Genomic DNA, 26,054 nt, shown 5'->3' on the forward strand with positions numbered 1-26,054 from the left:
TCCGCCGTACCGGCCCCAGGATCGCACCACCGGGGCGGGTCCGGCGCGGTGAGGCGGGGATCGGTCGGGTCAGGTCGCCTGACCGGCCGCGTCGCGGTGCCGGTCGAGCCAGTCCCGCAGGTCCGCGAGCGGGGTCGCCCGGCCCGGTTCGTGGTAGATCTCGTGCCAGAAACCGTCGTACCAGAGCACGGTGGTGTCGGCCGACCCGGAGCGCTCGTCGAGCAGCCGGGTGCCCGCCGGGTCGGTCAGCCGGTCCGCGGTCCCGTGCTGCACGAGCAGCGGGATCCGCAGCTCGGCGGCCCGGACGGGCAGCTCGGCCATCTGCCGGTAGATCTCCGCGCCGAGAGCCAGGGTGGGGCGGCCGTGGTGCACGAGCGGGTCGGCGTCGTAGTCGGCGACGACGGCCGGGTCCGAGCTGATCGCGGAGGTGTCGATCCCGACCGGGCGGACCGTGGGCAGGACCTTCGCGACGACCGACAGCAGCGGCACGAGCGCGGCCGGGACGGCGTCGGAGGCCAGTGCGGGCGCGGACAGGACGAGCCCGTCGAGGCGGTTCTGGTGGCGCAGCGCGTAGGCGAGCGCGATCTGGCCGCCGAGGCTGTGCCCGAGCAGGAACACCGGGACGCCGGGGTGGCGGGCGATGGTCTCGCGGCGGAACGTCTCGAAGTCGGTGAGCAGGTCGTCGTAGCGGCGGACGTGCACCCGGGTGCCGCCGGAGCGGCCGTGGCCGCGGTGGTCGAGGCCGTACACGGCCCAGCCGTCCGGGACCAGCGTGTCGACGACGGCGTCGTAGCGGCCGGAGTGCTCACCGATGCCGTGGCTGACCAGCAGGACGCCACTCGGGTCGCCCTCGGGGAGGCGGCCCTGCCAGAACAGCTCGACACCGCCGACGCCGGGGAGCCGGCCGTGGACCTCCGTGGTGCCGGTCACGAGCCCGCCAGGTCCCGCCGCTCGTCGCCACCGGGGACGAGGTCGACCTCCACGCCCGGGCCGTCGCCCGCGGCGAGCAGGTAGCGGCCGGGGTCGAGGTCGGCCAGGCGGTAGGTCCCGTCCGCCGCGGCGGTCGTCGAGGCGACCGGTTCGCCGTCCTGGGAGAGCACGACGCCGGTGCCCGCGGGCGCCGAGCCGTGGACGGCGGCGGCAGCGGCCAGGCGCAGGGTGGTGCCGGCGTCGTCGTCGCCGACGGTGCAGGTCGCGACGCCGGGCAGGTGTCCGTCGGCGCGGGCGACGACGACGAACGCCCCGGCGCCCGGCGCCGTGACGTGCGCCGTACCGTCGGCGTCGGTGGTGGCGGAGCCGATCGGCCCGCCGGAGCGGTCGCGCAGCGCGACCTCGGCGCCGGGCAGCGGGGCGTCGGTGGCGTCGACGACGCGGACCTCGATGTCCTGTGGTGCCGTGTCCGGCACGACCGCCGACGGCACGGGCCCGGTCCTGAGCACGGACAGGGAGACGTCCTCGGCGCGGTCGGGGCGGGTGGCGGCGGTCGGGCCGGCGTGCACGGGTGTCTCCTCGGCCTCCGGCGCGGTGGTGGACCGCTCCGGGGTGGTGGGGTCCGGGGTCGGGGCATCGGCCTGCGGGTCCTGCTCCTGCGGGTCCTGCTCCTGCGGGTCCTGCTCCTGCAGGTCCTGCTCCTGCAGGGCCTGGTCCCGCGGGGCCTGCTCGTCCGGGGCCTGGTGGGGCGGGGCCGGGTCCGTCGCTTCGGGGGCGGCGGTCGCGGCGTCGTCCGTCGTGGCGTCGTCCGTCGTGGCGTCGTCGGTCGTCTCGGCTCCGGGCGCATCCCCGGTCGGGGTCTCGCGCTCGCCGGTGCCCGGCACGGAGGCGTCGGTATCCCCCGCCGGACCACGGACGCCGACGGCGTCGACCGCTCCGGCCGCGCGGTCGGTGGTCACCGTGCCGCCGGAGCCCGGCTCGGAACCGGCGTCCCCGGTCTCGCCGGACACGACGGTGCCCTCGACAGGAGCGGTGTCCTCGTCGGGGCCGCTGTCGGTCGCGGACGTCCCGCGCAGCGACGGGGCGAGGTGCCGTGGTCCGCTCCCGGGACGCGCCGACCGCAGGACCCGCGGGGCGGGCCGCGGCGGCGGCTCGGGGCTGTCGGTGCTCTCGCGCGTGGCACGGGCGCCGGAGGCGGCGAGCCCGATCGACGGGATCCGGCTCACCGGCGGGGTGTCGCGGGCCGTCTCGGGTGCGCCGGCCTGCTCGGGGACGCGGCCCGCCCAGGTGTGCGGGGTCGAGATGCGGTCCCGGGCCTCGCGGAACTCCCGCTCGGTGTCCGGGTCGGCCGGGGCGCGGACCGACGTGCGCTCCGACGGCAGCGCCGTGACCCGCCGGACCAGGTCCGGGTCGAAGGGCGCGCGGGACGGGGTCGTGGCGGCGGGCAGGGCCTCGTCGACCGACTCGTCGGCCTCCTCCCCGGCGGAGGCGGTGTCCCCGGAGGAGGCAGTGTCCCCGACGGGCGCGACGTCCCCGGTGACGCCGGTCGGCGCGGTGACGCCGGTCGACGCGTCGGCGGGCGCCTCGGACGCGGTCGTCGACGCGTCGCCCACGACCGCGGCCCCGGAGGTGGGCGTGCTGATGTCGGGCGCCGAGCTGTCCGGGCCGGTGCCGGTGGCCGCGGTCGCCTCGTCGGCGGTACGGGCAGCGGGGTCCGCGACCGGCCGTCGTCGCACGAAGGGCGTCGGGGCCGGGGTCCGCCGGGCCGGTGCCACCTCGACGGGCTCGAGCGGTTTGCCGTCCTTGAACCCGCGCGACCAGGGCGGGCCGACCGGGCCCGCGCTCACGTCGGGCGTCACCCGCGGGACCGTCGGCAGCTCGTCGGTGGGATCGGCCGTGCCGACCGCCTCGGTGATGTCGGGCGCCGACGACGACGGCCCGACGTCCGGGGCGGTGTCCTCCGCGTCGGGGGGCCGCGTGCGCTCCTGCTGCGGACGGACCGCGGCGACGGGCGTGGTCGCGGCGACGGTGTCGTCGGGACCGTCGTCCGCCGCGGCGGCGGACCCGGCGGTCTCACGGTCCGCGGCCGGCTCCTCGTCGACCACGGGCTCCGGGGCATCGTCGACCGGAGGCGCCGGAGGCGCCGCGGGCACGGACGGGTCGGGCGCGGGCCTGCCGGGCCCGTCGTCGAGGCCGCGGGCGCGGCGGTCGACGAGATCGGCGACGGTGCGCGGACGGTCCCCTTCGGACGACGCGACGTCGTCCTCCCGGCCCCGCCCCCACCGCAGGAACCCGGCGATCCCGACGGCCACCAGCACCACCACCACAACCAGCCCGAGCAGGGCCCACGTCGACATCTGGAAGTCCTCCTGCCGGAGCTGCGCGAACCGTCGTCCACGACAGGGTGCGGCCCGGGAGGAGGTACCCGTCGCCGGGCCCCGCCGCCCGGCCGGCCACGGTGACCCGGTCGGCGCATCCGGCGACGCACCGTAGCACCGCGGCCCCCCTGACCGGGGGTGATCGGAGGCGTCCCGCGTGTCGGTCGCGGCGGTTGCCCGTATCACCCCGGGCGGCCGGGCCGGGCCGCCGCTCATCCGCCAGGATCGACCCATGACCAGCGACCCGGTGACCCCCGAGCTCGCCGAGATCGCCGACGCGTACGGCGTCGCGACCTCGTACCTCGACGGCAGCAGGACCGAGCAGCCGATCGACGCGGAGGTGGTCCGCACCGTCCTCGGGTTGCTGGAGGTCGACGTCGCCTCCCCCGAGGCGCAACGGGTGGCGCTCGCCGGGGCCCGCGAGCGCGCCGGCGCCGGGGCGCTGCCGCCGACGATCGGACTGCGCAGCGACCGTTCCCGCACCGTGCCGGGCCGTGGTCGCCTCACCGCCGTCGACGGTGCGCGTGGCGACGAGGGATGGGCCCGCGACATCGACGGCGAACTCCCCGCCGGGCTGGAGCCGGGCCGCTACGCGTGCGAGACGACGGCCGGGCGTGCCCACGTCGTCGTCGCGCCGCCCAGGCTGCCCGACCCGCCCCGGACGTGGGGCTGGATGCTGCAGCTCTACGCCCTGCACTCGCGCGACTCGTGGGGCATCGGCGACCTGGGCGACCTGACCACGCTGATCCGCGGCGGACACGGCGCGGGCGCGGTGCTGCTCAACCCGCTGCACGCGATCACCCCGGTGCCGCCGGTGCAGCCGTCGCCGTACACACCGTCGTCGCGCCGCTACGCCACCCCGCTGAGCCTGCGGGTCACCGACCTCCCGGCCTACGCCGCCGCCGACGCGGCCACCCGCGCCGAGGTCGACGCCCTGCGCCCGGAGACGACCGGCGACCGGATCGCGCACGACCGGGTCTGGGCGGCGAAGCGGTCCGCGCTGGAGGCGCTGTGGCGCAGCGCCGGGTACCCCGACGGCGCCCCGGATGCCGACCTGCGCGACTTCGCGACCTACTGCGCGCTGGCCGAGCGCTTCGGCGGCCGCTGGTCGCTGTGGCCGGACGACCTGCGTCGTCCCGACGCCCCCGGCGTCGCCGCCGCCCGTGCCGAACTGGCGCCGCGCGTCGCGTTCCACGCCTGGGTGCAGCGCCAGGCCGAGGCGCAGCTGGCCGGGGTCCGGGCCGCGGCGAAGGACGCGGGGATGCCGGTCGGTGTCATCCACGACCTCGCCGTGGGCTGCGACCCCGAGGGCGCCGACGCGTGGATGCTGCAGGACGTGCTCGCGCTCGGCGCGACGGTCGGTGCACCGCCGGACGCGTTCAACCAGCGCGGCCAGACGTGGGGCCTGCCGCCGTGGCGCCCGGACCGCCTCGCCGACACCGGTTACGCCGCGTTCGGCGACATGACCCGCGCACTGCTCGCGCACGCCGACGGCCTGCGGATCGACCACGTCATGGGGCTGTGGCGGCTGTGGTGGGTGCCGTCGGGGCAGACGGCCGACCGCGGCACCTACGTCCACTACGACGCCGACGCGATGCTCGCGGTACTGCTGCTGGAGGCCCACCGCGCGGGCGCGCTGGTCGTCGGCGAGGACCTGGGCACGGTGATCCCGCGGATCCGCGAGGACATGGCCGAGCGGAACCTGCTGGGCTCGACGGTGCTGTGGTTCTCCCGCGACCCCGACCCGGTGACCGGCGGGGACGACGGCCCGCTGCGCCCGCCGCGTCGCTGGCCCGAGCGGTCGGTCGCGACGATCTCCACCCACGACCTGCCGACCGCGCCCGGGTTCCTGGCCGGTGAGCAGGTGCGGGTGCGCGCCGAGCTGGGGCTCCTCGACGACCCGACGACCGAGGAGGCGAAGGCCGGAGCCGAACGGGACGAGCTGCTGGCGTTGCTGACCTCGGAGGGGCTGCTCGACTCCCCGGACGAGACCGACGAGGACACGATCGTCGTCGCGTTGCACGCGCTGCTGGCGTCGGCGCCGTCGCGGCTGGTCCTGGCGTCCCTCTACGACGTACTGGGCGAGACGCGGCAGCCGAACCTGCCCGGCACCGTCGACGAGTACCCGAACTGGCGAATCCCGCTGCCGGTGTCGCTGGAGGACGCGCTCGCCGACGACCGGGTCCGCCGCGTCGCCGAGGTGCTGCGCGCCCGGACCGGCGACGACGGCTGACCCGCGGCCCTGGCAGGATGCCGCCCCGATGAGTGCCGAGAACAGCTCCGCGGGCATGGACCCGACCGCCGTCGACCTCGTGCGGGCCGACGGCACCGCCGGCGCGTTGTGGCAGGCCTGGACCACCGGCGAGCGGATCGCCGCGCTGCCGGAGCTGCTGCGTCCGCGCAGCCTGGCCGAGGGGTTCACCGCGCAGGGCAGGTTGTCGGAGCGGGCCGGGCCGTCCTACGGCTGGAAGCTCGCGGCGACCGCGCCCGCCGGGCAGGCCCACATCGGGGTGGACGCCCCGCTGCCGGGGGCGCTGTTCGAGCGGTTCCGGCACTCCCCCGGCGACGTGGTGCCCTCCGACGACCTGCACATGGCCGTCGCCGAGGCGGAGTTCGCGTTCGTGATGGGTGCCCCGGTGGGTGCCGACGCGACCCGCGAGGAGCTCCGCGCCGCGGTCGCGGCCGTGCACGGGGCGGTGGAGCTGCCCGAGTCGCGGTTCACCGACTTCGTCGCCGCGGGGGCGCCGTCGCTGATGGCCGACGCCGCGTGCGCCGGCCGGTTCGTGCTGGGACCGGAGCTCCCCGGCGCCCTCGACCTCGACCTCGCCGCGACCCCGACCACCCTGCAGGTCGACGAGGAGCAGGCGGCCGGGTCCGGCGCGGCCGTCCTCGGGGACCCGTGGACCGCGCTGGCGTGGCTCGCCGACGTCCTGCCCGGCTACGGCCTGCGGCTCGAGGCGGGCGCGGTCGTCACCACCGGGACGACGACCGTCCCGATGCCCGTGCACCGCGGCGCCCGGGTGCGGGCGAGCTTCGGCGACGACCTCGGCGCGGTGGAATTCACGCTCGCCCCGTGAGCACGGCGGGGGTCAGCGCACGACGTTGAGTGCCCCGGCCGCGCAGCGGACGCGGATCGCGGTGCCGCCGGCGACCTCGTCGACCTCGCCGTCGATCTGCACCGGCATCGGCCCGCACGCGGTGAACCGGAAGTCCGAGGTCGCGGGCTGGCGGCCGAGCCCAGAGAACGCCGCCCGGGCCGCCACCCACAGCTGCTTCCACTTCGGACGGTGCTCCAGCAGCACGACCTCGAACCGGCCGTCGTCGGGACGGCTCGTGGCCGACAGCTCGGCGACCTTGGCCATCTCGCCGATGTTGGCGAAGACCAGGTTGTCGATCCGGCGCCGGTCGCCGCGGGAGAACTCCACCTCGAACGGGGTGAACGCCCAGAACGCCCGCACCGTGGTGATCACCTCGCGGATGCTGCCCTTGCCGCCCTTCTCGATCTGCAGCGCGACGACGGGGGTCAGCCCGAACCCGATGTAGGAGTGCGCGTAGTGCGGCGGGTCGTCGTCGCGGTGCATCTCGAGCAGGTCCATCGGCTCGGGGCGGCCGTCGAGGATCGCCTCGGCCAGCGGACGGCGTGCGGTGACGCGGTCGTGGTCGTTGGCGTTCCCGGCGGCGAGGACGGCGGCCGAGGCGTCCGTGCCGGGGACGTCCATGATCCCGTTGACGACCTCGTTGTAGCCGCCGTCGCCGGACGCCGACACGATGAGCGGGCGCCCGCCTGCGGACGCGGCCTCGCGGGCGATGACGCGGGCGTGCCCGGCGTACTCGGTGGGCACCAGCCGCACGGCCAGCTCGGGGCGGGCGGCGCCGAGCTCGTCGCGCAGCTGTTCGGCGAGCACGTCGGCGTCCCCCGTACTGCCCGGGTTGAAGACCACCAGCACGGAGTCGATCGGCTCAGCCACGCGCACACCGTAGACGCCTGCGGTCCCGGCAGGGTTGCGGCACGGTGGGAACCATGGATCTGCAACTGAACGGGCGCCGGGCGATCGTCACCGGTGGGAGCCGCGGCATCGGGTTGGCGACGGCCAGGGCGCTCGCCGCCGAGGGCGCCCGGGTGGCGTTGTTCGCGCGCAACGCCGGCGCCCTGGAGGCCGCGGCGGCCGGACTGCGCGCCGAGGGCGCGCCGGAGGTGCTGGCCGTCGCCGTCGACACCACCGACGACGACGCGGTCCGCCGGGGTGTCGCCGCCGTCGCCGACCGGTTCGGTGGGGTGGACGTGCTGGTGAACGCCGCCGCGCGGCCGGCGAGCGCGGGCCCGCCGACCGACCTGGCCTCGATCACCGACGACGCGGTGCGGGTCGAGCTGGAGACGAAGCTCCTCGGCTACCTGCGGTGCGCGCGGGCGGTCGCGCCGCTGATGCGGGCGCAGGGGTGGGGGCGGATCGTGAACGTCAGCGGCCTGAACGCACGGAAGTCGACGTCGCTGGTGGGGTCGGTGCGCAACGTCGCGGTGGCCTCGATGACGGCGGCGCTCGCCCAGGAGCTGGGTCCGCACGGCATCAACGTGACGGTCGTGCACCCCGGTGCCACCGAGACCGAGCGGACGCCCGACGCCGTCGCCGCGCGGGCGGAGTCGGCCGGGATCACCGGGGGTGAGGCCCGCGCGGAGCTGGACGCGACGACGACGATCGGCCGCATCACGACCGCCGCGGAGGTCGCCGACGTCATCACGTTCCTGTGCTCGCCCCGTTCGGTCGCGATCACCGGCGACGCCGTCGCCGCGGGCGGGGGAACACCGGGCGTCGTGCACTACTGAGGCCCGGACCGCCGTCCCGGATGGCACGATGGTCCGATGGAGGGGACCCGCGTGGACCGGTGGCTGTGGTCGGTGCGCCTGGCCAAGACCCGTGCCGACGCCGCGACGGCGTGCCGGGGCGGGCACGTGCGGATCAACGACCGGCCCGCGAAGCCGGCGGCGACGGTGCAGGTCGGCGACCGGGTGCGGGCGCGGGTGTACGACCGGAACCGGATCGTCGAGGTCACCCGGGTGATCGAGAAGCGGGTCGGTGCCCCGATCGCGCAGGAGTGCTACATCGACCACACCCCGCCGGAGCCGAGCACCGCGGGGCAGCCGTTGTTCGCCCACCGCGACCGCGGCGCCGGCCGCCCGACGAAGCGCGACCGCCGCATGCTCGACCAGCTGGGGCTGTCCCGCCGCACCTCCTAGGCCGGTGTGAGGATGGGGGCATGTACGACGCCCTCATGCGCCACGTGCTCCGGCACGTCCCGTCCGAACCCGCGCACCGGATGGGGTTCGGTGTGGTCCGCGCGCTCGGGACCGCACCCGTCGTGGGTGAGCGGGTGGCGGAGCGGTTCGCCCCGTCGGACCCCGTGCTGCGCACCCGGGCGCTGGGTCTGGAGTTCGCGGGCCCACTCGGTCTCGCCGCCGGTTTCGACAAGGACGCCGAGGGTGTGCTCGCGCTCGGCAGGCTCGGGTTCGGCGCGGTCGAGATCGGCACGGTGACCGGACGGGCGCAGCCCGGCAACCCTCGCCCCCGCCTGTTCCGGCTCGTCGACGACGCCGCGCTGGTCAACCGGATGGGCTTCAACAACTCCGGTGCCGGGACCGTCGGGCCCCGCCTCGCCGCGCTCCGGGCCCGCTCCGGGCCGGGGATGCCGGTGCTCGGGGTCAACATCGGCAAGAGCAAGGCGGTACCCGCCGAGGACGCCGCGTCGGACTACCGTGCGAGCGCCGCCGCGCTGGGCGCCTACGCCGACTACGTCGTGGTCAACGTCAGCTCCCCGAACACTCCCGGTCTGCGGGACCTGCAGCAGGTCGACGTGCTGGAGCCGCTGCTCGTCGCGGTCCGCGAGGAACTGGACCGGGTGTCCCGGGACCGTCGTGTCCCGCTCCTGGTGAAGATCACGGTCGACCTCGCGCCGGAGGATCTCGACGCCGTCGCCGACCTGGCCCGCCGGATGCGGCTCGACGGGGTCGTCGCCACGAACACGACCGTCGCCCGCGACGGTCTGCGCACTGCCCCCGACGTCGTCGCCGCCACCGGTGCGGGTGGGCTGTCCGGCCGTCCGCTGACCGAGCGGGCCCGTGCCGTCGTGCGGCAGCTGCGGACCCGCCTCGACGACGACCAGGTCGTCGTCTCCGTCGGCGGGATCGCCGACGCCGAGGAGGCCTACCGCCGGATCCGTTCCGGCGCGGCACTGGTGCAGGCCTACACCGGTTTCGTCTACGGCGGTCTGCTCTGGCCGGCCCGGGTCCACCGTGAGCTCGCGGCGCTGTTGCGCGCCGACGGCTTCTCGTGCGTCGACAACGCCGTGGGCGCCGATCTCTGACGCCCGCGGGGCCGGTGTTCCCGCCGGCCGCGCTCCCCGCATCCCACGTCGCACATGTTTCGGCGACCTCGCAGCCCCTGCAGAGGGTGCGAAGTCGCAGAAAGGGGTGCGAGGTGCGGCCGACCGGCAGGACCGGACCGGATGCGGCCCCCGACTCCGCCGGGGGAGCGGCACGCCCCCGACCAGCGACCCCGCACGACCCACACCAGCGCTCGGGAACGGACACACCGACACCCCACCCGGGCCGGGCCGGGTAGCACGCATCGGACCCAGAAACGGTCCGGAAACGAGAAATGCCCCGGACTCGAAAGTCCGGGGCATCTCCCATGAAAGTTGAATGTCGGCGACGACCTACTCTCCCACACCCTGGCGAGTGCAGTACCATCGGCGCTGGAAGGCTTAGCTACCGGGTTCGGAATGGGACCGGGCGTTTCCCTACCGCAATGACCACCGACAACACTATCCAACTATCACCCCACCCCGAAACCGGGACAGGGGTCGAGCACACACACCAACTCCACACCGTTTCCGGGCACACCCAGGAAAAGGTGTGGATGGTTGTGGACTCAGGGTCACACAGTGGATGCGAACAACTCGTTGTGGCAAGCCCTCGGCCTATTAGTACCGGTCAACTCCACCCCTCACAGGGCTTCCATCTCCGGCCTATCAACCCAGTCATCTACTGAGAGCCTTACCCACTCGAAGGTGGTGGGAGACCTCATCTTGGAACAGGCTTCCCGCTTAGATGCCTTCAGCGGTTATCCCTCCCGAACATAGCCAACCAGCCGTGCCCCTGGCGGGACAACTGGCACACCAGAGGTTCGTCCGTCCCGGTCCTCTCGTACTAGGGACAGCCTTCCTCAAGTCTCCAACGCGCGCGGCGGATAGGGACCGAACTGTCTCACGACGTTCTAAACCCAGCTCGCGTACCGCTTTAATGGGCGAACAGCCCAACCCTTGGGACCTACTCCAGCCCCAGGATGCGACGAGCCGACATCGAGGTGCCAAACCATGCCGTCGATATGGACTCTTGGGCAAGATCAGCCTGTTATCCCCGGGGTACCTTTTATCCGTTGAGCGACACCCCTTCCACAAGGTGGTGCCGGATCACTAGTCCCGACTTTCGTCCCTGCTCGACCCGTCAGTCTCACAGTCAAGCTCCCTTGTGCACTTACACTCAACACCTGATTGCCAACCAGGCTGAGGGAACCTTTGGGCGCCTCCGTTACTCTTTGGGAGGCAACCGCCCCAGTTAAACTACCCACCAGGCACTGTCCCTGAACCAGATCATGGCCCGAGGTTAAGACACCCAATTCGACCAGAGTGGTATTTCAACAACGACTCCACCACCACTGGCGTGGCGATTTCACAGTCTCCCACCTATCCTACACAAGCCGAACCGAGCACCAATACCAAGCTATAGTAAAGGTCCGGGGTCTTTCCGTCCTGCCGCGCGTAACGAGCATCTTTACTCGTAGTGCAATTTCGCCGAGTCTGTGGTCGAGACAGCGCCCAAGTCGTTACGCCATTCGTGCAGGTCGGAACTTACCCGACAAGGAATTTCGCTACCTTAGGATGGTTATAGTTACCACCGCCGTTTACTGGCGCTTAAATTCTCCGCTTCGCCCCGAAGAGCTAACAGGTCCTCTTAACGTTCCAGCACCGGGCAGGCGTCAGTCCGTATACATCGTCTTGCGACTTCGCACGGACCTGTGTTTTTAGTAAACAGTCGCTTGGGCCTGGTCTCTGCGACCGGCCGTCCCTAGCCCGCAAGGAGCCTCAAGACAACCGGCCCTCCTTCTCCCGAAGTTACGGAGGTATTTTGCCGAATTCCTTAACCACAGTTCGCTCGATCGCCTCGGTATTCTCTACCTGACCACCTGTGTCGGTTTGGGGTACGGGCCGCAACAGCACTCGCTAGAGGCTTTTCTCGACAGCATGGGATCACCCTCTTCGCCTCAATCGGCTACGCATCACCTCTCACCCTTAAATGAGCCCCGGATTTACCTAGGACTCGGGCTACAGGCTTACACCACGACAACCACCGCGTGGCGGAGCTACCCTCCTGCGTCACCCCATCACTTGCCTACTACCAGATCGGATCCCACGCTCCCCCACAAACAACACTCCCGAAGGAACGAAGGTGGGTTCGGATGGTTAGCATCACCAGCCTCGGCATGGACGCACTATCACGAGCACGGGAATATCAACCCGTTGTCCATCGACTACGCCTGACGGCCTCGCCTTAGGTCCCGGCTCACCCTGGGCGGAACAACCTGGCCCAGGAACCCTTGGTCATCCGGCGGCAGAGATTCTCACTCTGCATTCGCTACTCATGCCTGCATTCTCACTCCCACACCCTCCACCCGTAAATCACTCCCGGGCTTCACCAGATGCAGGACGCTCCCCTACCCAACAACACCTAAGTGTCATTGCCACGGCTTCGGCGGTGCGCTTGAGCCCCGCTACATTGTCGGCGCAGGACCACTTGACCAGTGAGCTATTACGCACTCTTTCAAGGGTGGCTGCTTCTAAGCCAACCTCCTGGTTGTCCGGGCGATCCCACATCCTTTCCCACTTAGCGCACGCTTAGGGGCCTTAGCCGGTGATCTGGGCTGTTTCCCTCTCGACCACGAAGCTTATCCCCCGCAGTCTCACTGCCGCGCTCTCACTCACCGGCATTCGGAGTTTGGCTGACTTCGGTAAGCTTGTCGGCCCCCTAGGCCATCCAGTGCTCTACCTCCGGTGAGAAACACACGACGCTGCACCTAAATGCATTTCGGGGAGAACCAGCTATCACGAAGTTTGATTGGCCTTTCACCCCTACCCACAGCTCATCCCCCAGGTTTTCAACCCTGGTGGGTTCGGGCCTCCACGACGTCTTACCGACGCTTCACCCTGGCCATGGGTAGATCACTCCGCTTCGGGTCTACACCCCGCGACTATGGCGCCCTATTCGGACTCGCTTTCGCTACGGCTACCCCACACAGGTTAACCTCGCCACGAAGCATAACTCGCAGGCTCATTCTTCAAAAGGCACGCCATCACCCGAAAGGCCCTGACGGCTTGTAAGCACACGGTTTCAGGTACTATTTCACTCCCCTCCCGGGGTACTTTTCACCTTTCCCTCACGGTACTTGTCCGCTATCGGTCATCAGGTAGTATTTAGGCTTGACGGGTGGTCCCGCCAGATTCACAGCAAATTTCACGGGCTCGCTGCTACTCGAGAACACGCCCACAACAGAACCCAGTGTTTTCGCGTACGGGGCTATCACCCACTACGGCCGACCATCCCAGAGTCGTTCCGCTAACACAGGCACTTGCTGTCCCACCCTCGGCAGAAGATGAACGACACGTCTCACAACCCGCACCCGCAACGCCTGCCGGCTTGACACGGACACGGTTTAGCCTCTTCCGCTTTCGCTCGCCACTACTCACGGAATCACTATTGTTTTCTCTTCCTGTGGGTACTGAGATGTTTCACTTCCCCACGTTCCCTCCACGCACCCTATGAATTCAGGTACGGGTAACGCCCCATGACGGGCGCTGGGTTTCCCCATTCGGACACCCTCGGATCACAGCTCGGTTGACAGCTCCCCGAGGCCTATCGCGGCCTCCCACGTCCTTCATCGGCTCCTGATGCCCAGGCATCCACCATGTGCTCTTAACAACTTGACCACAACAAGATGCTCGCATCCACTATGCAACACTCAACCCACAACCACACCCAACCAAGAAACAACCACCACCCACACACGCAGGCGTTAGGAAGCCCTCAACCAGAGCGGCCAAAGAAAACAACCCCAGCTCCGAAGAACCACAAGGTGTCCTCTCAGGACCCAACAGTGTGCCAAGCCAAACGGTCCGACGTACTGCGTTCCACCCAACGCACCCGACCCACGAACGAGGCCGCAAATGCGATTCAATGAAGGAACCACAGACTCACCATGAGCAAAACTCACAGAGCATCGTGGCGCCCCATCACATGATGGGACTCCTTAGAAAGGAGGTGATCCAGCCGCACCTTCCGGTACGGCTACCTTGTTACGACTTCGTCCCAATCGCCAGTCCCACCTTCGACAGCTCCCTCCACAAGGGTTGGGCCGCCGGCTTCGGGTGTTACCAACTTTCGTGACGTGACGGGCGGTGTGTACAAGGCCCGGGAACGTATTCACCGCAGCGTTGCTGATCTGCGATTACTAGCGACTCCAACTTCACGGGGTCGAGTTGCAGACCCCGATCCGAACTGAGACTCACTTTAAGGGATTCGCTCCACCTCACGGTCTCGCAGCCCTCTGTATGAGCCATTGTAGCATGTGTGAAGCCCTGGACATAAGGGGCATGATGACTTGACGTCATCCCCACCTTCCTCCGAGTTGACCCCGGCAGTCTCCCATGAGTCCCCACCATTACGTGCTGGCAACATGGAACAAGGGTTGCGCTCGTTGCGGGACTTAACCCAACATCTCACGACACGAGCTGACGACAGCCATGCACCACCTGCACACCAACCACAAGGGAAGCCCTATCTCTAGGGATGTCTGGTGCATGTCAAACCCAGGTAAGGTTCTTCGCGTTGCATCGAATTAATCCACATGCTCCGCCGCTTGTGCGGGCCCCCGTCAATTCCTTTGAGTTTTAGCCTTGCGGCCGTACTCCCCAGGCGGGGCGCTTAATGCGTTAGCTGCGGCACAGAAACCGTGGAATGGTCCCCACACCTAGCGCCCAACGTTTACGGCGTGGACTACCAGGGTATCTAATCCTGTTCGCTCCCCACGCTTTCGCTCCTCAGCGTCAGTATCGGCCCAGAGACCCGCCTTCGCCACCGGTGTTCCTCCTGATATCTGCGCATTTCACCGCTACACCAGGAATTCCAGTCTCCCCTGCCGAACTCAAGTGATGCCCGTATCGACCGCACGCTCAGAGTTAAGCCCCAAGTTTTCACGGCCGACGCGACACACCGCCTACGAGCTCTTTACGCCCAATAATTCCGGACAACGCTCGCACCCTACGTGTTACCGCGGCTGCTGGCACGTAGTTGGCCGGTGCTTCTTCTCCAGGTACCGTCAATCGCTCTTCGTCCCTGGCGAAAGAGGTTTACAACCCGAAGGCCGTCATCCCCCACGCGGCGTCGCTGCGTCAGGCTTCCGCCCATTGCGCAATATTCCCCACTGCTGCCTCCCGTAGGAGTCTGGGCCGTGTCTCAGTCCCAGTGTGGCCGGTCGCCCTCTCAGGCCGGCTACCCGTCACCGCCTTGGTAGGCCATCACCCCACCAACAAGCTGATAGGCCGCGGGCCCATCCCCCACCGAAAAAACTTTCCACCACCAACCATGCGATCAGTGGTCCTATCCGGTATTAGACCCAGTTTCCCGGGCTTATCCCAGAGTGGAGGGCAGGTCACCCACGTGTTACTCACCCGTTCGCCGCTCGTGTACCCCCGAAAGGGCCTTACCGCTCGACTTGCATGTGTTAAGCACGCCGCCAGCGTTCGTCCTGAGCCAGGATCAAACTCTCCAACAAAACCCTGACTTGCAACAAACAACTGGCCACAACACCCGACGGGATCGAATGCTGCAACCAAACAAACAATTTGGCACAAAACGCCAAACCGAATCAAAATAGCTCGACACACTGTTGAGTTCTCAAAAGACACCCGCACCACACTCACCCACCCCCAACAAGGAAGCAGGATCCTGAAGACGGATCGCCTTGACCCACAAAGGTAACCACATCGAGAAACTCGATGAACCACCGGGGGGTCGCCGTCCGCGGGGCCTGTTGACCGGGCCTCTCAGGGCCCGTTCTGTCCGGCTCACTCGCTGACAGGAAGAAAGTTACGGCACGGTGTCCGGGGCCGTCAAACCGGGGGGGTCCCCGGGCGAACATCGGGCGTCGTCGCAGGTCACCGCGGTGAGCGGAAGCGAACTCCTGGTTACCGACACCCCCTCACCGGGCGATACCGGCGATCACCGATCTGTGTGACGCCGACCACGGTCTCTTCGCGATGGGTTGTCCACGTGGTCTTCTCGGTGGTCGGGCCACCATCCGTTCAGGTCTCGAATCGGCCCGTGACCTGCGCCGTCAGGGTGCGGTCGGGGTGCGCCGTCAGGTGGTCGTCCGGTACCGCCGTGGTCCGGTTCCGGCCGTCGGCCGGAACCCCGCCCCGCACGACGGCCCGTGGTGACGGTGCAGGTGCCCCGCTTCCGGCCCACCGTCGGATCCGGCCCGTCCTCCGCCGTCGCGAAGCAGGACGTCCACAGCGGAGCACCGGGGACGGCCTGGGCGATCGCCGGAACGGTCCTCCCGCGGGCGAACCCGGAGCGGCCTCGACCCCTGCGATCCCGGGCCGCGCGGGGCTCGGCCGCGTCGCTCCGGCCCCCACCGTCCCGGGTGGGTGGGGCTCCGTCCCGCCGTTCCGGCTCCCGGAGCCCCACCACACACGGCGGGTGTTCCCCCGGATCGGCGCTCGACGGGCCGGACCACTCACCGATTTCTTGTCACGAAGACACGACGACGACCCGTCTGACCTGCGGGGACGACCGATGGTGGTGTCCGGGCCCGCGTCGTCACCGCATCAGGGGGGTATCCGTGCCCGTTCCGGCGCGTTGGTCCGTCGAGTGCTCCTCGTCGGATCCTGCAGCGCGTCGGGGGCGAATGCGCGACGCGATCCGACGAGGAGCACTCCCTTCTCCCCTCCCCCACGCGCGACGACACCGGTCGGTGTCGCCGCGCGTACGGGCTCACGGAGCGGCGGGAGCGGCCGGCGCCGCGGGAGCGGCGGACGACCCCGGGGCCGCGGGAGCAGCAGGGGCCGCGGGAGCGGCCGGGGCAGCGGCGCCGCCCTGGCGCGGAGCCGTGACACCCGGAGCCGTCGCACCCGGGGCGGCCGGGGCGGCGCCCGGAGCGGGCGGCGTCGGGGCCCCGGCAGGCGGCGCGGGCGGAGTCGCGCCGTCCCGACCCGGCCCACCGGCCGGACCGCACGCACCGGGGCCACCGGGACCGGCACCGTCGGGGCCGCGGCCCGGACCACCGGTCTCACCACCGGGGCCACCGGAGCCGTCGGGCCCGCCGGGTCCACCGGGGCCGCGGCCGTCGGCGGCCACCGCTGTGCGGGCGGGGCCGTCGCCCGGCCCGGCGAACGCGGTCCCGACGATCAGGCCGCTCGCGGTGGCCCCGACGACCAGGCCGATCACGCCGGCCGCGACCGCGGGCAGCGCGGACCGGCGTCGCAGGGCGGCGAACCGGCGTCGTCGCGGAGGGTCACCCGCGTCGAAGGCGGCGGCCACCGTCCCCCCGCCGTGCACGCCGTCCCGGACGTGCGGTCTCGGGGTGTGGGCGGTGGGGGTCTCGTCGGCGGGGACCGGGGGCTGCCGGTCGGTGGGGCGGTCGTCGTCGCGCGGGGTGCGGTTCTCGTCGTTCATGGTTCTCCTCGGACGGTGCCGTACCCGGAAGAAGGCAGCGGCGGGTCGCGGACCGCCGGACGGCGGACCGCTGGGGGTCGGGTGGGATCAGCCGGCGGGAGGCCGCGCGGCGTCGACGACGTCGCGGGCGGCGGACGTCGTCGCGGGCAGCAGCTCCGACACCGAGTCGACGATCCGGCTGCCGCCCAGGGACTGCGCGAGCGTCGTCACGGGGGCGAGCGCCTCGGCGCTCACGACCGCGGGGACCACCCACGAGACCAGCCAGATCACCAGCAGTGCGGTCACGGCACCGGTGACGGCGCCGACGATGCGGTCCAGGAAGGACAACCTGCCGCGGGCGAGCACCCGGCTGACCAGTCCGCCGAGGAACCCGCCGACCAGCGAGCCCAGCAGCAGACCGGCGATCACCCCGACCAGGCCCCACAACCAGGCCGAGTCGGGGGTGTCGCCGTAGCGGGCCAGGTTCGAGCCCCAGGCCGCGCCGACGCCGGCACCGACCACGAGGCCGAGCAGGCGCCCGGCCCGGGCCACGCCGCCGAGGCGGCGGAACCCGCCGATCGCGGCGGCCACCACGATGATCAGGACGATCACGTCGAGCAGGGTCATCTCTTCCTCTCCGCGCCGCGGGCCGGGCGGCCCGTCGTCTCGGTGTCTGCCACGACAGTGCCCGCGGTACCTGAGACGGACCTGAAACCGGCGGGTCCTTCAGGTCCCCCTCAGCCTCGCGGCGCACCCTTGTCCCGTGAGCACACGCCAGGACGACGACAGCCGCCGCCCCACGACCCGGGTCCTGGTGCTCGAGGACTCCGACGCCATCCGTGAGTCCGTCGTGGACGCGCTGGCCGACGCCGGGCACGTGACCGAGGGCGTCGTCGACGGCGTCGCGTTCGAGGAGCGGCTCGCCGCGTTCCGGCCGGACCTCGTCGTCCTGGACGTGATGCTCCCCGGCGGGCGCGACGGGTTCGAGCTGATCGACGTCGTGCGTGGGCACGGGGACGCCGGGATCGTCATGCTCACCGCGCGCGACGCGCTGGCCGACCGGCTCCGCGGGCTCGACTCGGGCGCCGACGACTACGTCCTCAAGCCCTTCGCGCTCGACGAGCTCGTGGCCCGGGTCGCGGCGGTGCTGCGCCGCCGGGGCAGGCTGCCGTCCGCGGTGCAGGTGGGCGACCTCGTCCTCGACCCCGACGCCGCCGTCGCCTCCCGCGGGGGGACGGTGCTGGAGCTGTCCGCGACCGAGCTGCGGCTGCTCACCTACCTCGCCGAGCAGCGCGGACGCACCGTGTCCAAGGCGCAGATCCTGCGCTCGGTCTGGGGCTACGACGCCTACGACCCCAACCTCGTCGAGGTCCACGTGTCGGCGCTGCGCCGCAAGCTGGAGGCACACGGTCCGCGGTTGCTGCACACCGTGCGGGGCCTCGGCTACTCGCTGCGCGGGCCGTCGTGAGCTCGGCCGCGCAGGCCCGCACCGCCACCCCGTCGCTGCGCCGCCGGGTCACCGCGGCGGTGCTCGGGGTGGTGGCGGTGCTGCTGGTCCTGGTGGTGGTGCTCGTCGACGTGCTGCTCGGGGCCCGCCTGGAGTCCGATCTCGACTCCCGGCTGCGGGACCGTGTGGTGCAGGCCCAGCAGCTGATCGCGGCGGGAGCCACCCCGGAGGAGCTGGTCACCGGGCTGTCCGGCCAGCAGATCCGGATCAAGGTGAGCACCGCCGACGGGGAGGTCATGGGCGACCCCGGACTGAACGCGCCCGGTACCCCACCGCCCGCCGGCCGGCCGGACCGCGGCCCCGGTGGTGACCGCACCGACGACCCGAGCAGGCCGCCGTCCGCCCCGGTCCCGGCCGGACGGCCACCCGTCCCGCCGGACACCGGCAGCCGCACCGTGACCCTCGACGCCGGTGGCGGGGCGACGGTCGAGCTCGTCGCCGACGCCTCCGACGTCGCCCAGGTCCGCAACGGTCTGCGCGCGGTGCTGGCCGGATCGGTGCTGCTGACCCTGCTCGTCGCGCTCGGTGCGGTGTCGTTCGTCGTGCGGACGGCGCTGCGCCCGCTGGACCGGATGACCGCGCTCGCCGGGCGGATCACCGCGGGCGAGCGCGACGCGCGGCTCCGGCCCGATCGCCCGCACACCGACCTCGGCACCGCGGCGGCGGCGATGGACGGCATGCTCGACGCCCTCACCGACGCCGAGCGGCGCTCCCGGGAGGAGGCCGAGCGGACCCGGGTGTTCCTCGCCGACGCCGCGCACGAGCTGCGGACACCGCTGTCCGGGATCACCGCCGTCGCCGAGACGCTGGAGCGGTCCGGGCCCGACGCCGACCCCGCCCGCCGCACCCGGCGCCTGGAGCTGCTGCTCGGCGAGACGCGCCGGGCCGGGCGGCTGGTCACCGACATGCTCGACCTGGCCCGCATCGACGGCGGCACCGCGGTGGCGGCACGGGAGGTCGACGTCGCCGGGATCGCGCGCGCCGAGACCCGGCGGGCCGCGGTGCTCGCGCCCGGCCTGACCGTCGACGGCCACGGGGAGCCCGCCGCGGTGCGCGCCGACCCGCAGGCGGTGTCGCGCATCCTCGCCAACCTGCTGGACAACGCCCGCCGGCACACCCCCGACGGCGGGCGGATCGAGGTCGTCACCCGGACCGACCGGGCGGCCGGGACCGTGTCGGTCTCGGTGCACAACACCGGCACCCCGATCGCCGACGGCGACCGCGAGCGCGTCTTCGACCGGCTCGTCCGGCTCCAGGACGCCCGCGACCGGGACAGCGGCGGCGCCGGGCTCGGCCTCGCGATCGCCCGCGGCCTGGCCCGCGCGCACGGTGGCGACCTCACCTGCCCGTCCGACGACGACGGCGCCACCTTCGTCCTCACCCTGCCCGTGACGGGCCCGGACGGCCCCGGCGGACTACCGTCGTGACGTCACGCAACCGTCAGTCCGACACCGTCCGATCCGGGGAGGCCGCGGTGACCGAGGAACCGCGGATCCCCCGGGGTCTGGTGATCGCGTCGAGCCTGGCCTGGCGCGGTCTCCTCGTCGCGACCGCCGTCGCCGTCGTGCTGTGGCTGATCGCGCAGCTCGCGGTGCTGGTCGTGCCGGTGGTGCTCGCGCTGATCCTGGCCGCGCTGCTCGCGCCGGTGGCCCGGATCGTGAACCGGGTCCCGCTGGTTCCCCGCGGTCTGGCGACGGGTGTCGTCGTCGCGGGCGGGCTGGCGGTGGCGGTCGGGGTGCTGTGGTGGGCGGTCGCGGCGTTCCTCGACGGGCTGCCGAGCCTGTCGGCGAGCATCGGGGAGACGGTCGTCGCGCTGCGGGACCGGCTGGCCGGGCCGCCGTTCCGGCTCGACGACACCCAGCTCTCGGCCGTCTTCCAGTCGCTGCTCGACACCTTGGCGCGCAACCAGGCCGCGCTGGCGAACAACGTGATCGGCGCCCTGGGGACCGCGGGCGAGCTGGCCGCCGAGACCCTGCTGATGCTGTTCGTGCTGATCTTCCTGATCCACGACGGGGCGCGGATCTGGCGGTTCGTCCTCGGCGCGGTCCCGCAGCACGTACGGCGGAGGGCCGACGTCGCGGGCCGGCGGGCGTTCGCGTCGCTGGTCGGCTACACCCGGGCGACGGTCGTCGTGGCCGCCGTCGACGCGGTGACCGCGGCGGTCGGCCTGTGGGTGATCGGGGTCCCGCTGGTCGTCCCGTTGGCCACGCTGATCTTCTTCGGCGCGTTCGTCCCGACCATCGGCGCCGTCGTCACCGGGATCGTGGCGGTGCTCGTCGCGCTCGCCTCCGGGGGCTGGGTGGACGCGCTGCTCGTGATCGGCCTGCTCGTGATCGTGCAGAACGTCGAGGGCTACATCCTCCAGCCGCTGCTGCTGGGCCGATCGGTACGGCTGCACCCGCTCGCGGTGGTGCTGCCGATCAGCGCCGGGCTGATCGTCGGCGGGGTGCCCGGGGCACTGCTCGCGGTGCCGCTGGTGACCCTCGCCGACGCCGGTGTCCGCTCACTGCGCCGGCCCGGCGACGGGACGCTGCGCGACGCGGGCACCGTCGACCCGCTGGACCCGCGTTCGGCACGGCCGCTGCGCGGCGAGGGCCCCGGGCCCGTCGCGCTCCCCGGTCCGGTCTGATCCGCAACCCGGATCCGGGTTTCGAGACACGGCACACCTTCCCAGGTCAGCGCGGTTTGTCCGGGAAGGCGATCGGATATCCCCGGAGTGCCTCGCTCGACGAACGGAGGACGACGTCATGTCATCGATCGGGTCCGACGCACGCCGGCTGAACGGGTTGCACCGGATCAGCAGCCTGCTCGTCGGGATCATGCTCCTGGTGTTCGGGGTGCTGGGCTTCACGAACAACCTCGACTTCTTCTCCACCACCGGGTCGCCGGTGCTGGGGCTGTCCACGAACCTGCTGCTGTCGACCGTGTCGGTGGTCGTCGGCGCGGTGCTGGTCGGTGCCGCCGTCCGGGGCGGCCGGTTCGCTTCGACGGTCAGTGTGACCGTCGGCGCGCTGTTCCTGCTGTCCGGTGTGGTCAACGTGCTGCTCATCGGTACGCCGTACAACCTGCTGGCGTTCCGGATGCCGAACGTCGTGTTCAGCCTGCTCGTGGGCCTGGTGATGCTGGTCCTCGGCGCGTACGGGCGGTTCAGCGGCCGGCTGCCGTCGGACAACCCGTACGCCGCGGAGCAGAAGCACGTCGTCGACGCCGAGGGTGGCGACGACCGTGACCAGCGGCTGCCCGCCGGCGCCGCCGACATCGCCGCGGCCCGCTCCCTGGCCGACACCGAGCGGCTCGTCGCGAACGGTGGCGGGACCGAGGAGCAGCGCCGCATGCTCGCCGAGGTCGACGCCATCCGCGACACCGGTGAGCGCCGCGACGCGTGGAGGGCCCGCACCGAGCGCGGCGGCGCACCGGCGTGACCGGCCGCCGCACGGCACCGGGCCGGGACACCGCACCGGTGCCGCCCGGCGTCGCGCCCGAGCCGATCACCCCGGACCCGCCCGCCCCGGTCCGGCACCCGCTGCTGCACCAGTACTGGGCCGACGTGGTGTTCCTGCACTGGCGGGCCGACCCCGCCGCGGTGGCCCCGCTGCTGCCGCCCCGGACCCGTCCGGACACCCACGACGGCGTCACCTGGGTCGGGCTCGTCCACTTCCGGATGCGGCGGCTGGGCTTCGGCCCGCTGCCCGGCCTGCCCTGGCTCGGCAGCTTCGCCGAGACCAACGTCCGGCTGTACTCGGTGGACGACGAGGGCCGCCGGGGCGTGGTGTTCCGTTCGCTCGACGCCGACCGGATGCTGCCCGTGCTCGCCGCGCGGGGTGTCGCGGCGCTGCCCTACGACTGGTCGCCGTCGACGGTGTCCGGGCGGGTCGCCGAGGGCGAGGAGATCGCCTACACCTGCACACGCCGCTTCCCCGGGCCCCGCGGTGTCTCCGCACGGACCCGGGTCCGCACCGGCGCCCCGCTGGCCGTACCCGGGCAACTCGAGCACTTCCTCACCGCACGCTGGGCGCTGCACACCCGGCGTCCGCTGGGCACCGTCCGCTGGCGCAACGACCACCCGCGCTGGCCGCTCCACCACGCCGAGCTGCTCGAACTCGACGAGAACCTGGTCGCCGCGGCCGGTGCGGCGCCGCCGTCGGGCCCCCCGGACAGCGTCCTCGCCTCGCCCGGTCTGCCCGTCCGGTTCGGCGGCTGGCGCCGGGTCCGCGAGCACCGGTGAGGGGCACGCATCGCCGCCCCCGCGCCGCGCGCCCGGGATGAGGGCCTGTCGCGTACGCGGTACGGTAGGGCGTTCCGCGCCCCGGCCTTCCCGGGCGCCGACGACCGGCCCGCCAGGGGCCAGGAGCTGATGTGACCGAACTGGAGCCGACGACCGGCGACGCGACCGTGCTACCGGACGCGTCGCCCGTGGTCGACCGGCGCTGGGCCGATGCGCCGTGCGCCGCGCTCACCGTCGGCGCCGACGGCACAGTGCTGCAGGCCAACGGGGCAGCACGCGTGCTGCTGCCCCGGGCCCGTGCCGGGCACCCGCTGTCGCGGGTCGCCCCGTGGCTGGCCACCGCGGGTGGCGCCGACCGCGGCGTCCCCACCGCGTTCTCCGACATCGTCGACGGCCGCGCGCTGGAGGCCCAGCCCGTCCGGCACGAGGACGGCTCGGTCACCTGGTGGCTGATCGACGTCACCGACGTCCGGTCCATCCGCGACGAGCTGCACCTGGAGCAGGCCCGCGCCGCTTTCCTGTCCGAGGCCTCGGCCGCGCTCCTGGGCTCGCTGAACCTGGGTCGCTGCATGGAGGTCACCGCCCAGCTCGCCGTGAGCAGACTGGCCGATGGGGCGCTCGTGATGACCCCGGGCACCCGCGGGCAGTTCCAGGTCGTCGACGCCGTCACCGACGGCCCCGTCCGGCACCGGACACTGCGCATCGACCCGGACGAGGTCCCCGGCCTGGCCGAGGCCCTGCAGGGCTTCCCACCGGTCCCGTCGCGCTGGATCGACCCCGCCGTGGCCCCCGCCTGGGTGACGCCCGACGGGTTCGGCGAGGTCGGCTCGATCGTCGTCACCCCGCTGCCGGGGCACGGCATCCCGGCCGGCGCCATCGTGCTCCTGCGCCGCGCCGACACCGGGCCGTTCAGCGAGGGTGAGGAGGCGACCGCCCGCGAGTTCGCCGCCCGGTCCGGTCTCGCGATGTCCGCGGCCCGCATGTTCGCCCAGCAGGCCTCGATCACCGAGACCCTGATGCGCGACCTGCTGCCGCCGTCGCTGCAGCACGTCTCCGGGGTCGAGTTCGCCGGTGGCTACCGGCCCGCGCAGGACTCCGAGCGGGTCGGCGGCGACTTCTACGACGTCCACCCCGGCGCGGAGGGCTCCGACGAGACCCTCGCCGTGCTCGGGGACGTGTGCGGCAAGGGCCTGGAGGCCGCCGTGCTCACCGGCAAGATCCGCAGCGCGCTGCACGCGCTGCTGCCGATGGCCGACGACCACCTGCGGCTGCTGCACCTGCTCAACAACGCGCTGCTCTCCGACGACCACGCCCGCTTCGTGACGCTGGTGCTGGCGTCGGTGTCGCGCAGCGGGGCCGACGTGCGCATGCGGATCACCTGCGCGGGCCATCCGCCGCCGCTGATCATCCGCGCCGACGGCCGCGTCGAGGAGGCCGCGACGCTCGGCACGCTGATCGGGGCGCTGCCCGAGATCCACGCGTCGACCTGGGAGACCCGGCTCGGGCCCGGCGAGACCTGCCTGATGTTCACCGACGGCATCACCGAGGCCCAGGGCGGCCCGCTCGGGCGCGACCAGTTCGGCGAGGAGCGCCTGCGCCGCGCGGCCGCCGAGTGCGCCGGGATGCCGGCCGAGGCCGTCGTCGAACGGGTGCAGATGCTCGCCACCGAGTGGGTGGGGCGCAACTCCCACGACGACATGGCCGTCCTCGCGGTCACCGCTCCGCGCGGCCGGCACCTGACCGCGGTGGGTGGGTCGGGCCGGGGCAGGTACACCGCATGACGGCCGGGCACTACACCGACCTGCTCTGGGACGCGGTGCTGCGCGGCGACGAGTACAGCGCGGTCGACGTCGTCGTCGACGCGCTGCGGGACGGCCTGGAACCCGAGGCCGTGCTGCTCGAGGTGATCGGCGCGGTGCAGCAGCGGGTCGGGCTCGAGTGGGCGGTCAACCGCCTCTCCGTCGCCCAGGAGCACGCCGCGACCGCGATCAACGAGCGCGTGATCAGCACGCTGTCGCTGACCAGCGGGCGGCACGGCGGCGAGCGCGGCCGGGTGACCGTGGCCTGCGTCGACGGCGAGTGGCACGCGCTGCCCGCCCGGCTGCTCGCCGAGGTGCTGCGGCTGCGCGGTTTCACCGTCGACTACCTGGGCGCGCAGGTCCCCGCGGCGCACCTGGTCACCCACCTGCACCGGACCGACCCGGACGCGGTGGCGCTGTCGTCGTCGATCGCGACCCGGCTGCCGACCGCGCACGCGACGATCACGGCCTGCCAGGCCGCGGGTGTCCCGGTGATCGTCGGCGGCCGGGCGTTCGGCACGGACGGCCGCTACGCCCGCCTGCTCGGCGCCGACGCCTGGGCCCCGGACGCGCGGACCGCCGCCGAGACCCTCGCCGACGGACTGCCCGCCCCGGCGCACCCGCACGCCCAGCCGATGGACGACCTGCCGCACCTGTCCGACCAGGAGTACACGCTGGTCACCCGCAGTGCCCCGCGGCTGGTCGCCACGGTGCTGGACCGCCTGCCCGAGCGTGTCCCGGCGATGGCCGGATACGACGACGACCAGCGCCGGCACACCGCCGAGGACGTCCGGCACATCGTCGACTTCCTGTCCGTGGCGCTCTACACCGGTGACGCGGAGCTGTTCGAGCACTTCCTCGGCTGGACCGCCGAGGTGCTCGAGGCCCGGTCGGTGCCGGTGGCCGTCCTGCGGCCCGTCCTGGACCTGCTCGGCGACGAGCTGCGCGACTTCACCCGGGCGTCGGAGCTGCTGCGGCGCGCGACCACGTCCCCGGCGCTCACCGGAGGCGCGGACACCCCCGTCCCGGCCGGTGCCGTCGCCGAGGGCGCCGACTCCACGACACTGCACCGAACCGGAAGGCCCGCATGAGTGACCCGCGAGAGCTGTCCCTCACCTGGACCAGCCCCGCGCCGGACCTCGCGACGGTGGCGCCGGCCGGTGACCTCGACTACGCCACCTCCGACGCGCTCACCGACGCCGTCGCCGTGCTGCTGACGGACCGGCCCGGCCTGCGTGAGCTGCGGATCGACTGCGCCCGGATCGGGTACTGCGACTCCTACGGTCTGTCGTCGCTGCTGATGATCCGCAGGCGGACCCGGGCCGCAGGCGTCGAGCTGCACCTCGACAACCGTGTCGGTGCGCTGGAGCGGCTGCTGCGCGTCACCAACACCCTGGAGCACCTCACCGGAGCCGACGGGCCGGCACGCGAGCAGCGGCTCGACACCTGAGCCGGG

General features: G+C 72.2%; 18 protein-coding genes and 3 rRNA genes. 13 read left to right on the top strand and 8 right to left on the bottom strand.

Annotated elements, in window-relative coordinates; all coding sequences use genetic code 11:
* Positions 1-69: 69 nt before the first annotated feature.
* Both AC0GKK_RS12960 and AC0GKK_RS12965 read right to left on the bottom strand, forming a co-directional pair.
* The gene (locus AC0GKK_RS12960; protein ID WP_405419857.1) at positions 70-930 is read right to left on the bottom strand and encodes an alpha/beta hydrolase; all 861 of its coding nucleotides are present in this window, start codon (positions 928-930) and stop codon (positions 70-72) included.
* Entirely contained in the window at positions 927-3,287 is a 2,361-nt protein-coding gene (locus AC0GKK_RS12965; RefSeq protein WP_489883939.1) for a carboxypeptidase-like regulatory domain-containing protein, read from the bottom strand. The genes AC0GKK_RS12960 and AC0GKK_RS12965 overlap by 4 nt, the downstream gene beginning before the upstream one ends.
* Before the next feature lie 253 nt (positions 3,288-3,540).
* On the opposite strand from AC0GKK_RS12965, the gene malQ reads away from it, so the two are divergent.
* Both malQ and AC0GKK_RS12975 read left to right on the top strand, forming a co-directional pair.
* Entirely contained in the window at positions 3,541-5,541 is a 2,001-nt protein-coding gene (malQ, locus tag AC0GKK_RS12970) for a 4-alpha-glucanotransferase (RefSeq protein ID WP_251787166.1), read from the top strand.
* A 28-nt stretch (positions 5,542-5,569) separates the two neighbouring features.
* Positions 5,570-6,385, top strand: coding sequence for a 2-keto-4-pentenoate hydratase (locus tag AC0GKK_RS12975; RefSeq protein ID WP_405419862.1), 816 nt, complete (start codon positions 5,570-5,572; stop codon positions 6,383-6,385).
* A 12-nt stretch (positions 6,386-6,397) separates the two neighbouring features.
* Here the strand turns inward: AC0GKK_RS12975 and AC0GKK_RS12980 are convergent, their stop codons facing one another.
* Positions 6,398-7,276: a diacylglycerol/lipid kinase family protein gene (locus AC0GKK_RS12980; protein ID WP_062404079.1), complete on the bottom strand. Its 879-nt coding sequence runs from the start codon at positions 7,274-7,276 to the stop codon at positions 6,398-6,400.
* A gap of 53 nt (positions 7,277-7,329) precedes the next feature.
* Here AC0GKK_RS12980 and AC0GKK_RS12985 point away from each other — a divergent pair, with 53 nt between their 5' ends.
* Genes AC0GKK_RS12985 through AC0GKK_RS12995 form a run of 3 tightly spaced genes read left to right on the top strand, consistent with a single transcriptional unit; the run spans position 7,330 to position 9,665 of the window.
* Complete coding sequence (locus AC0GKK_RS12985) at positions 7,330-8,130, top strand: SDR family NAD(P)-dependent oxidoreductase (RefSeq protein WP_489883940.1); 801 nt, start codon at positions 7,330-7,332, stop codon at positions 8,128-8,130.
* Between the two features lie 36 nt (positions 8,131-8,166).
* A complete protein-coding gene (locus AC0GKK_RS12990) occupies positions 8,167-8,541 on the top strand; it encodes an RNA-binding S4 domain-containing protein (protein ID WP_251787162.1) in 375 nt (124 codons plus the stop codon).
* A gap of 20 nt (positions 8,542-8,561) precedes the next feature.
* On the top strand, positions 8,562-9,665 hold the full coding sequence (locus AC0GKK_RS12995) for a quinone-dependent dihydroorotate dehydrogenase (protein WP_489883941.1): 1,104 nt from the start codon (positions 8,562-8,564) through the stop codon (positions 9,663-9,665).
* A 338-nt stretch (positions 9,666-10,003) separates the two neighbouring features.
* On the opposite strand, the gene rrf is transcribed toward AC0GKK_RS12995, so the two are convergent.
* The 5 genes from rrf to AC0GKK_RS13020 all read right to left on the bottom strand — a co-directional run bounded on the left by rrf (position 10,004) and on the right by AC0GKK_RS13020 (position 17,694).
* Positions 10,004-10,120: ribosomal RNA gene (gene rrf / locus AC0GKK_RS13000) — 5S ribosomal RNA — on the bottom strand.
* A 143-nt stretch (positions 10,121-10,263) separates the two neighbouring features.
* Positions 10,264-13,343: ribosomal RNA gene (locus tag AC0GKK_RS13005) — 23S ribosomal RNA — on the bottom strand.
* A gap of 324 nt (positions 13,344-13,667) precedes the next feature.
* Positions 13,668-15,187, bottom strand: a 16S ribosomal RNA gene (locus AC0GKK_RS13010).
* The 16S, 23S and 5S rRNA genes sit together here, the layout of an rRNA operon.
* 1,220 nt (positions 15,188-16,407) lie before the next feature.
* A complete protein-coding gene (locus AC0GKK_RS13015; RefSeq protein ID WP_489883942.1) occupies positions 16,408-17,088 on the bottom strand; it encodes a hypothetical protein in 681 nt (226 codons plus the stop codon).
* A gap of 87 nt (positions 17,089-17,175) precedes the next feature.
* Positions 17,176-17,694, bottom strand: a complete 519-nt coding sequence (locus tag AC0GKK_RS13020; RefSeq protein ID WP_062399769.1) for a CvpA family protein — start codon at positions 17,692-17,694, stop codon at positions 17,176-17,178.
* A 136-nt stretch (positions 17,695-17,830) separates the two neighbouring features.
* Here AC0GKK_RS13020 and AC0GKK_RS13025 point away from each other — a divergent pair, with 136 nt between their 5' ends.
* From AC0GKK_RS13025 to AC0GKK_RS13060, 8 genes are all read left to right on the top strand, one after another.
* On the top strand, positions 17,831-18,535 hold the full coding sequence (locus AC0GKK_RS13025; RefSeq protein ID WP_489883943.1) for a response regulator transcription factor: 705 nt from the start codon (positions 17,831-17,833) through the stop codon (positions 18,533-18,535).
* Positions 18,532-20,001, top strand: coding sequence for a HAMP domain-containing sensor histidine kinase (locus tag AC0GKK_RS13030; protein ID WP_489883944.1), 1,470 nt, complete (start codon positions 18,532-18,534; stop codon positions 19,999-20,001). The genes AC0GKK_RS13025 and AC0GKK_RS13030 overlap by 4 nt, the downstream gene beginning before the upstream one ends.
* A gap of 47 nt (positions 20,002-20,048) precedes the next feature.
* Complete coding sequence (locus AC0GKK_RS13035) at positions 20,049-21,203, top strand: AI-2E family transporter (protein ID WP_476653641.1); 1,155 nt, start codon at positions 20,049-20,051, stop codon at positions 21,201-21,203.
* 118 nt (positions 21,204-21,321) lie between these two features.
* Positions 21,322-21,996, top strand: a complete 675-nt coding sequence (locus AC0GKK_RS13040; RefSeq protein WP_073575896.1) for a DUF4383 domain-containing protein — start codon at positions 21,322-21,324, stop codon at positions 21,994-21,996.
* On the top strand, positions 21,993-22,799 hold the full coding sequence (locus AC0GKK_RS13045) for a YqjF family protein (protein WP_489883945.1): 807 nt from the start codon (positions 21,993-21,995) through the stop codon (positions 22,797-22,799). Before AC0GKK_RS13040 ends, AC0GKK_RS13045 begins: the two co-directional genes overlap by 4 nt.
* Before the next feature lie 131 nt (positions 22,800-22,930).
* A complete protein-coding gene (locus AC0GKK_RS13050; protein WP_489883946.1) occupies positions 22,931-24,580 on the top strand; it encodes a PP2C family protein-serine/threonine phosphatase in 1,650 nt (549 codons plus the stop codon).
* Positions 24,577-25,689 (top strand): cobalamin B12-binding domain-containing protein, encoded by a 1,113-nt coding sequence (locus tag AC0GKK_RS13055; RefSeq protein WP_489883947.1) that lies wholly within the window; start codon positions 24,577-24,579, stop codon positions 25,687-25,689. The genes AC0GKK_RS13050 and AC0GKK_RS13055 overlap by 4 nt, the downstream gene beginning before the upstream one ends.
* Positions 25,686-26,048, top strand: coding sequence for an STAS domain-containing protein (locus AC0GKK_RS13060; RefSeq protein ID WP_208826535.1), 363 nt, complete (start codon positions 25,686-25,688; stop codon positions 26,046-26,048). Before AC0GKK_RS13055 ends, AC0GKK_RS13060 begins: the two co-directional genes overlap by 4 nt.
* Positions 26,049-26,054 lie beyond the last annotated feature (6 nt).

The organism is Pseudonocardia sp. P-1, assembly GCF_058111925.1.

What these genes read in the sequence shown, in the direction of transcription:
- AC0GKK_RS12965 (WP_489883939.1), bottom strand. Translation starts at nt 3,287, where the DNA reads ATGTCGACGTGGGCCCTGCTCGGGCTGGTTGTGGTGGTGGTGCTGGTG.
- malQ (WP_251787166.1), top strand. Translation starts at nt 3,541, where the DNA reads ATGACCAGCGACCCGGTGACCCCCGAGCTCGCCGAGATCGCCGACGCG.
- AC0GKK_RS12975 (WP_405419862.1), top strand. Translation starts at nt 5,570, where the DNA reads ATGAGTGCCGAGAACAGCTCCGCGGGCATGGACCCGACCGCCGTCGAC.
- AC0GKK_RS12985 (WP_489883940.1), top strand. Translation starts at nt 7,330, where the DNA reads ATGGATCTGCAACTGAACGGGCGCCGGGCGATCGTCACCGGTGGGAGC.
- AC0GKK_RS12990 (WP_251787162.1), top strand. Translation starts at nt 8,167, where the DNA reads ATGGAGGGGACCCGCGTGGACCGGTGGCTGTGGTCGGTGCGCCTGGCC.
- AC0GKK_RS12995 (WP_489883941.1), top strand. Translation starts at nt 8,562, where the DNA reads ATGTACGACGCCCTCATGCGCCACGTGCTCCGGCACGTCCCGTCCGAA.
- AC0GKK_RS13015 (WP_489883942.1), bottom strand. Translation starts at nt 17,088, where the DNA reads ATGAACGACGAGAACCGCACCCCGCGCGACGACGACCGCCCCACCGAC.
- AC0GKK_RS13020 (WP_062399769.1), bottom strand. Translation starts at nt 17,694, where the DNA reads ATGACCCTGCTCGACGTGATCGTCCTGATCATCGTGGTGGCCGCCGCG.
- AC0GKK_RS13040 (WP_073575896.1), top strand. Translation starts at nt 21,322, where the DNA reads ATGTCATCGATCGGGTCCGACGCACGCCGGCTGAACGGGTTGCACCGG.
- AC0GKK_RS13055 (WP_489883947.1), top strand. Translation starts at nt 24,577, where the DNA reads ATGACGGCCGGGCACTACACCGACCTGCTCTGGGACGCGGTGCTGCGC.
- AC0GKK_RS13060 (WP_208826535.1), top strand. Translation starts at nt 25,686, where the DNA reads ATGAGTGACCCGCGAGAGCTGTCCCTCACCTGGACCAGCCCCGCGCCG.